This is a genomic window from Agriterribacter sp., assembly GCF_035445465.1.
GTDB lineage: Bacteria > Bacteroidota > Bacteroidia > Chitinophagales > Chitinophagaceae > Agriterribacter.
The window spans coordinates 1-8,253 of the sequence record NZ_DAOMQT010000095.1 but is presented as its reverse complement, the minus strand read 5'-3'; the positions used below and the strand labels follow the sequence as shown (position 1 = coordinate 8,253).

6 protein-coding genes are annotated in these 8,253 nt (G+C 42.3%); all 6 read right to left on the bottom strand.

Annotated elements, in window-relative coordinates; all coding sequences use genetic code 11:
• Window positions 1-262: 262 nt before the first annotated feature.
• Window positions 263-1,312 carry a FecR family protein gene (locus PLE34_RS21100; protein ID WP_324560360.1) on the bottom strand — a complete coding sequence of 350 codons (1,050 nt, stop codon included), beginning with the start codon at window positions 1,310-1,312 and terminating at the stop codon, window positions 263-265.
• 90 nt (window positions 1,313-1,402) lie between these two features.
• Window positions 1,403-1,996 (bottom strand): RNA polymerase sigma factor, encoded by a 594-nt coding sequence (locus tag PLE34_RS21095; RefSeq protein ID WP_324560357.1) that lies wholly within the window; start codon window positions 1,994-1,996, stop codon window positions 1,403-1,405.
• Between the two features lie 166 nt (window positions 1,997-2,162).
• Window positions 2,163-2,651, bottom strand: coding sequence for a hypothetical protein (locus tag PLE34_RS21090; protein WP_324560354.1), 489 nt, complete (start codon window positions 2,649-2,651; stop codon window positions 2,163-2,165).
• A 60-nt stretch (window positions 2,652-2,711) separates the two neighbouring features.
• Window positions 2,712-3,233 carry a 5' nucleotidase, NT5C type gene (locus PLE34_RS21085; RefSeq protein ID WP_324560351.1) on the bottom strand — a complete coding sequence of 174 codons (522 nt, stop codon included), beginning with the start codon at window positions 3,231-3,233 and terminating at the stop codon, window positions 2,712-2,714.
• 216 nt (window positions 3,234-3,449) lie between these two features.
• Window positions 3,450-6,356 (bottom strand): excinuclease ABC subunit UvrA, encoded by a 2,907-nt coding sequence (gene uvrA / locus PLE34_RS21080; protein WP_324560349.1) that lies wholly within the window; start codon window positions 6,354-6,356, stop codon window positions 3,450-3,452.
• Window positions 6,357-6,652: 296 nt separating this feature from the next.
• On the bottom strand, window positions 6,653-8,080 hold the full coding sequence (locus PLE34_RS21075) for an alpha-L-fucosidase (RefSeq protein ID WP_324560345.1): 1,428 nt from the start codon (window positions 8,078-8,080) through the stop codon (window positions 6,653-6,655).
• Window positions 8,081-8,253 lie beyond the last annotated feature (173 nt).

The window sequence follows — 8,253 nt, the reverse complement described above, 5'->3', positions numbered from 1 at the left end:
GCGCATAAGCTTGAGTATTACAGGTATAATCCTGCCTATACAATTTTTTTGCATACTTTTACTGAATTATATGTTAGAAATGCGTAGTAACCGTTGGCTTTCCACAACTTTCGGCTGCTACAGTTTTGGTAATACGTATAATTTTAGGCCCGGGTATTTGTAGTATCCGGGTTTTATTTATACTAAGTTGGATGATATAAGTGTTTGGCGATAAGCATATTTTGGGGTTTGAAATAAAAAATATGATTCTATGATATAAAATTTACAAACAAATTTTTCCTTCTATAGTGTATTGCTGATCTTTCCTTGCTAGTTTTCCGTTAACTGTTATGGCTATTACTTCTAATACATCTTCAGGCTTATCGGTAACATTAAAACTTGCCACTACTTCACAATTCCTTATTTCATCTGCTACCTTTATTTTTACTCCGAAATATTCTTCAATATCCTCTGCTATTTTTAACAGCGGTTCGTTTTTATATACAAATTCACCTTCTTTCCGCTTCAGCATGTTAGGCGCCTCAATGGTATCCGTCTCTTCTTTGATGAACCGGTCGGTGTTTTTATCAAACACAGCCTTTTGATTGGCAGATATTTCTATATTCTCCATTTTATTCTGCACCGAGCCCAGGTTGCTGATTTTTACCCTGCCCGTTACTACCATTACCGCGATCTTTTTCTGGTTGTGATAAGCCTGGATATTAAACGAAGTACCGAGCACTTTTGTCTGAATATTATCACTCCTTATAAGAAATGGATGAATACTGTCATGGGCTACTTCAAAAAAAGCTTCTCCCGAAAGTGTCACTTCCCTTGTATCGCCTTCGAAAGCAGCAGGATATTCAAGCAAAGTAGACGGACTTAGCCAAACCTGCGTACCATCAGGCAACTGAACCGTTTTCCTTTGTGCCGTTCCTGTATTCACCTGCATCGTCAGTAAATTTGCCGTTTGACTTACTACTTCCTTTTTCTCATCAAACCTGTAGCTAACCAGGTAAGTTGTTAGCATACCCGCCATTATTACTGAAGCGGCAGCGATACTCACCCACCTCAGCCTGTTTATTTTCCGTGCTATAGGTATAATACCGGGCGCCCGTTCTTTTTCCAGGATAGACTGCAAAATAATTTCTCCTGATTCCGCCGGCAGTTCCATTTCCCCATGGGTTTCAATCACCATTCCGTCAATTAATGATTTTAATACTTCATCATTTTCTTCCTGTTCTATCAGCCGCATCAGTTCCTCTTTCTCCATTGGCGTATATTCCTTGTTTATATACTTATGAAATAAATACGCTAACCTGGGACTGGGCATATAATTTTTAAAATATGGGTTAAATAGAATGCATCTCCATACAAGAGACTCCTTTATTGCAAAAAAGGGTTAGCGTTCCGGCCATTTTTATTACAAAAAACAAAAAGCAATCAATATCATAGCCGGACTATCCATATGAGCAAGACAATAGGCCCGAATATTTTTCATGGCTTTAGCAAGGTGTATCTTCACCGTTTCGGGAGAAAGGTTCAGAAATGCCGCAGCTTCTTCTTTTTTATACCCTTTTTCTTTAATGAGATGATATACCTTATTTTGCTGGGGCGGCAGGGCATGCAATGCTTTTTTTATGATCGTTTCCGTTTCTTTTAGCAGCACTCTTTCTTCTGTGTCATAGTTAAAAAGGCAAACCGTATCAATTTCACTGAATTCGCGGCAGGCATTTACAGCCTTACGCTTGAATAATGTAAACATATGATTGCGGGCAACAGTGCAAAACCATGCATTAAAATGTTCTACGGCGGGAAGCTCCTTTCTTTTTATCCACAGCTTCATAAATATTTCCTGTACTGCCTCCTCAGCCATGGCAGGCGATTCTGTGAGCTTATATGCTATGGTATAAATTTTATTTTTATAGTAATTAAACAGGCAGGTAAAAGCATGCTCATCATCACGGGCGATACCTAAAAGCAATTCTCTTTCATTATGTAAGCAAGCAGTCAGCACCGTTTTGGTAATTTTGGCGTGATGAGAAATGATATTGCTGTAATCCTGCACAATATTAATAAACTATACTTTGCTTTTGCCAGATTTTTTTTTCTATCTGATTTGCAAATATATCAGCTCAATGTTAATACAATATTACGCAGCAAAGAAATCATTGGGCCGGCTATTATACAAACAATCCCCATTCATCTTCATATTCATCCTTTACAAATGTGGCTACCCATATCTTAAATAATCCCCTAAAGATATCCATTTCCATTTCAATGGCTTCGGCATATTGTTCTTCACCTGCCCCCACCATGGCCGTAAAGCTCACCTGCTCCATCAGTTCACGGCAGTTATTGCGTATAATGGAAGCATTTTCCATTTTCTGCACATACTGATCAATTCCCGCCGCACCGATGATTTTAGGCGCTACAATAAAAAGATTCTGCCAGATCAGCTCTTTGTTTTTTTCAGCGTGATCATATTCTTTGGAATCCTGTAATGTTTCGCAATAAGATTCCACGTATAAAAAAATATCCCGCCATTTATTATACAGGTTCTTTGCGGCTTCCATCTGGGGCGCTATTTTCCACTCCTCCCCTTCGTACCGGCGTTGCAGCATCCGGTGATCGTCCCATTCGGGTAAGCTATGCATGTCGGTAATATCCATATTATTTATGGTTTATCGTTCCGCTCCGGGCTCTAACCCCATGTGAAAACAATAAAAGCGCTACAAAAATATTCCTGCTATCTCTTTCCAGTTATTAACTCTTTCATATCCTGTTTCCCCGGCATTGTGCACGGTACTGTATAAGTAGGGCTTCCCCTTAAAATGAACAAGATTACGCACATGATCATCAATCATGTAATCGCCTTCGATCATGCGTTTATCGCCGCAAAATACCACCTGCCGCCAGGTTAAAAACGGCATGTGCTCATTCAGCCAGTCTAATTTATCATTCAGCGAGTTCGGAAACTCCATCGCAGCGGAAACAATAAACACTTCATACCGCTCATTCAGTTGTTCAACTACTTTCGCGCATCCTTCCATAACAGGCAGGTTCCTGAAAAACCCGCGGCTGTATAATCTTTCACGTATAATTGCCTGATGCTGTTCCGGGAAACCCGGTTGCCATGACCCTTTCATTTTAGTGTAATCCACATCCAGCCCGTATTCTTTTTTATACCATGCCACCATTCCGCCCATCGTATCGCACATTACCTCATCCATGTCAATGATTATTCTTTCCATATTTATCCGGTTATAAGATACAAATTAGTGTTAAGCCATGCAAATTATCTCTGTATGTTACCGTGAAAAGTAAAAGAAAGTGAACAGGCAGCAGGGCAATAGTGAATCTCAACTCACCACTTACCTCTCACTGCTCTCTTCGTGAAACGATAAACGTCAAACAAAAGATCACCATTCACCATTCTCACTTCTCACGTTTCACATTCACCCATTCCATCAGCTTGTATGGTTGAATTCTCCTTTCAGAAAATCACCGGTATAGCTCTCCCCGCATTGAATTAATGCTTCAGGTGTTCCTTCAAACAATATCCGTCCGCCGCCGTCGCCGCCTTCAGGGCCAATATCAATAACATGATCAGCTACTTTAATCACATCTAAATTATGCTCAATAACCAGCACGGTATTACCCCGGTCAACTAATTTATTTAATACCGTAAGCAAATGCTGTATATCTTCAAAATGTAATCCTGTAGTAGGCTCATCTAAAATGTAAAAAGTTTTGCCGGTATCTTTTTTAGCCAGCTCAGTAGAAAGCTTTACCCTCTGCGCTTCTCCGCCACTGAGCGTAACCGCATTCTGACCCAAAGTAATATAACCCAGTCCCACATCCTGCAACACTTTTATTTTGCGGTACAGGTAAGGTACATTCTGGAAAAAATCCACTGCTTCATCAACAGTCATATCCAGCACATCGCTGATGGATTTTCCTTTATACCGTATTTCCAGCGTTTCCCTGTTGTATCGTTTACCCTGGCATTTTTCACAGGGCACATATACATCAGGCAAAAAATTCATTTCAATTACACGCATGCCACCGCCCTCACACACATCGCACCTGCCGCTTTTTACATTAAAGGAAAAACGCCCCGGTTGATAGCCGCGAATTTTAGCTTCGGGAACCGATGCAAACAACTGGCGGATCTCGGTAAAGAATCCGCAATAGGTGGCAGGGTTGCTGCGCGGTGTTCGGCCAATGGGCGACTGGTCAATTTCAATTACCTTATCAATGTGCTCCAACCCCTTTATAGCTGCGTACTCCAATGGCTGCATCCTGGAACCATAAGCATGTTTGCTCAGGATAGGATATAATGTTTCATTAATCAATGTTGACTTTCCACTGCCGCTTACCCCCGTTACCACGATAAATTTTCCCAACGGGAATTGTACATTTACCTTTTGCAGGTTATTTCCGCTGGCGCCCTTTAATTCGAGTATTTTTCCGTTCCCTTTCCTTCTTTCCCCAGGAATTTTAATTTGCCTGTGCCCATTGAGGTAGGAAGAGGTTAGCGTATCTAATTTCAGCAATTCGGCCGGTATGCCCTGGGCAACTATTTCACCGCCATGAAAGCCTGCACGGGGGCCGATATCTACCAGGTAATCCGCAGCAAGCATAATATCTTTATCGTGCTCCACCACCAGCACGCTGTTGCCAATGTCTCTTAAGTTTTGCAGGGCTGTTATCAGGCGATGGTTATCGCGCTGGTGCAAACCAATGGAAGGCTCGTCGAGTATATAGGTGATGCCCTGCAACTGTGATCCGATTTGTGTAGCCAGCCTTATCCGCTGCGACTCGCCCCCGCTTAAGGTACGTGAAGGACGGTTAAGGGTAAGATAAGTGAGCCCTACATCCAATAAAAAACGCAGCCTTTCCCTTATTTCCTTAACCACATCTTTGGCAATCGCGTTTTGCTTATTAGAAAGTCTTTCTTCTATTCCTTCAAACCAATGCATTAAAGCATTTAAATTCAACCCGCTCAGTTCCGAAATATTTTTCCCGTCTACCTTAAACCACAGGCTTTCTTTCTTAAGCCTTGCTCCACCGCAGGCAGCGCAGGGTTTGAGCTCCATGAACTTTTCCGTCCATTGCTGCACGCTTTCACTGGATCCGCCGGTGAACCATCTTTTTAGCTGGTTTACAACCCCTTCAAATTCGGTCGCATATACCTGACCGTTACTTCCCGTCCCGTCAAAGTTCATATCCATTTCCACGGTGCCCGCTTCATCACCATAGAGCAGCAGGTTCATTACTTTTTCCGGCAGATCCTTTACCGGCTTATCGAGACTGAATTTATTTTTTTTGGCAAGCTGCTGCACCTGTCTGAAAACGAAGGCTTCGCGCTCTTCGCCTAAGGGAGCAATGGCTCCTTCATTAATGCTGAGGCTGTGGTTAGGTATTACCTCATCCATATTTACCTGGTAAACTGCGCCTAATCCCTTGCAAACGGGGCATGCCCCATAAGGTGAATTAAAAGAAAAACTGTTGGGTGATGGTTCTTCATAAGAAATGCCCGTGTCTTCACACATCAGCATTTTAGAATAAGCGGCTTCCGGCGTTGATATTTTTGAGCCTGCGTCACTAACCGGACTTACGAACAGGAGGTCTTTACCCAAACGTAAGGCCTGCTGCACACTCTGGCTGATGCGCACTTTAAATTCATCAGTGGCTTTCAGGCGGTCAATCACAACTTCTATATCATGAATTTTATACCGGTCTACCTGCATTTTAGGAACCAGGTCTTTTATTTCGCCATCTACCCTTACTTTTAAAAAGCCCTTTTTCCGTATATCTTCAAACAGTTCCCGGTAATGCCCTTTACGTCCCCGCACCAGCGGAGCCAGGATAGAAATTTTTTGCCCTTTAAATCTTTTAAAAATATTCTCAACGATCTCTTCCTCACTCCATTTTACCATTCGTTTACCGGTATTATAGGAATAAGCTTCTCCCGCACGTGCAAACAAAAGCCTTAGGAAATCGTATACCTCCGTTACTGTGCCAACAGTAGAACGCGGGTTTTTATTGGTAGTTTTTTGTTCTATAGAAATAACAGGAGAAAGCCCGGTGATCTTATCTACATCGGGTCTTTCCATATCGCCTATAAACTGCCGGGCATAGGCGCCAAAAGTTTCCATATACCGCCGCTGTCCTTCAGCATAGATTGTATCAAATGCCAGCGACGATTTGCCGCTGCCGCTGATACCTGTAATAACCACCAGTTGGTTTTTAGGAATGCTGATATCTATATTCTTCAGGTTATGTACCCTTGCACCAAACACTTCAATATATTCATGATCAGGTGCCGCGGTAACAGTAACCGGTACTGCCTTTTGCTTTGCTTTTGCCATAAAAGATAGCGAAGATACTAAGAATATACTAAAAAAAGTAGCAAAGTATCTTCATCTAATAAATCACTTTTCACACTATTAGAGTTTATAGTTTATTGTTCATTGTTTTGTTCAATAACTGAAAATTGCGTTCTTTTCACTGCCCATTTTCACTCTGCCATATTCTCACATTCTCAAACTGCTACACTTTCACATTTGCACATTTCTCACATTTTCATATTCTCACATTAATCCGCAGTCTGACGCTCCTTTCATCGCGTACCGACCGCCCACATTTCTCACATTTTCAAATTCCCCTACCTCGTCATCTTAAACACCACCGCGTGCTTACCATTCCACTTATTGCTAACCAGCGAAGGAATTTCAATGATGGTATTACCATTTTCCACTTTCCATTTAAGTTTTGCACCGCTGCCCAGTAAACTGATCCTGCTTTTTGCAGGCACCTCAAATTTCGGCAAGGTAACCTGCGCCGGCAGCATAATCTCATCCTTATCTGACAGGTAAAAAGCGTATTGCGTTTTTTCGTCATCAGACTGTGTAAAGTGTATGTTGCCCGATTCATACGGCATTAATGGTTTGGAGCCGTGTATCGCTTCAGCATTTATTTTCATCCATTCGCCAATTTCTTTTAACCGCGCATAGGCCACGGGATCCCAATCTCCATCGGGCCCGGGGCCAATATTCAGCAGCAGGTTTCCCCCGCGCGATACGATCCGGATCAGCATCTGGATGATGTTGTGCGCAGACTTATATTGATCATTAGGCACATAGCTCCAGGAGTTGCCCATGGTTATACAACTTTCCCATGGATACGGCAATAATTCATGCGGCACTTCCTGTTCGGGCGTAGTGTAATTTTCATAGGGGCCTGTTACGGTTCGGTCTACTATCAACAAGCCGGGCTGATAGCTCCTTGCCATTTCGGCGATCCTTTTCATATCAATATCCTGGTTGGTTTTTATTCCCCGCTGCCATTCCACGGTAGTATCAACCGTAGATAACGGCCGTACCCAACCGCCATCTAACCAGAGAATATCCACCTTACCATATTCACTCATCAATTCTTTGATCTGGTTATAAGTAAAATTCTTAAAGGATTCCCAGCGTTCGGGATATTTAGTGGGCTCGTAGTTTACATTCCTGTCTTTAGGCGGAAAATAAGGCCACCAGTAATCTTTACTATGCCAGTCGGGTTTAGAGAAATAAGCGCCAATAGCAAACCCCTGGTTCCTGAACGCATTAAAAATTTCTTTGGTTACGTTGCTTTTCGGATTTTTTGAGAAAGGTGTTTTGCTGTCTGTAATTTTATAGTCGGTTTCCTTGGTATCAAACATACTAAAACCATCGTGGTGCTTGGTAGTGAAGATCATGTATTTCATACCCGCATCCTTAGCCGCATTTACCCATTTTTGCGGGTTGAATTGTACAGGGTTGAAAGTGGTTTGCAGGTTTTCGTACGCTTTCACATAATCAAAATAATTATCGGCGTATGGCCCTCTCCGTTGGGTCCATCCTTCATCTTCGGGGCAAATGCTCCAGCTTTCCACAATGCCCCACTGGCTGTAGGTTCCCCAATGCATGAATAGCCCGAACTTCATATCCTGCCAGCGGGCAATGCTGTTCAGTACAGCGGTATCGGTGGGCTGAACATATTTTTTATGCTGGGCGGTTGCGGAAGTGTAACCGGCAAATAATAATGCAGTGAATAAAAAGTATCTCATCTCGTATGTTGTTTAAAATGAAGGGGAACCGGTGGCGGTCAAAGATAAAATTAAAAAAAACAAGTTCTCAAATTCCATTATACAAACAGATTACCTATTGTGTTCATGTGTTCCTACTGTGCCTATGCGTTTTTTCTTGTTTTTTTAACACATAGGATCATAGGCACATAGGT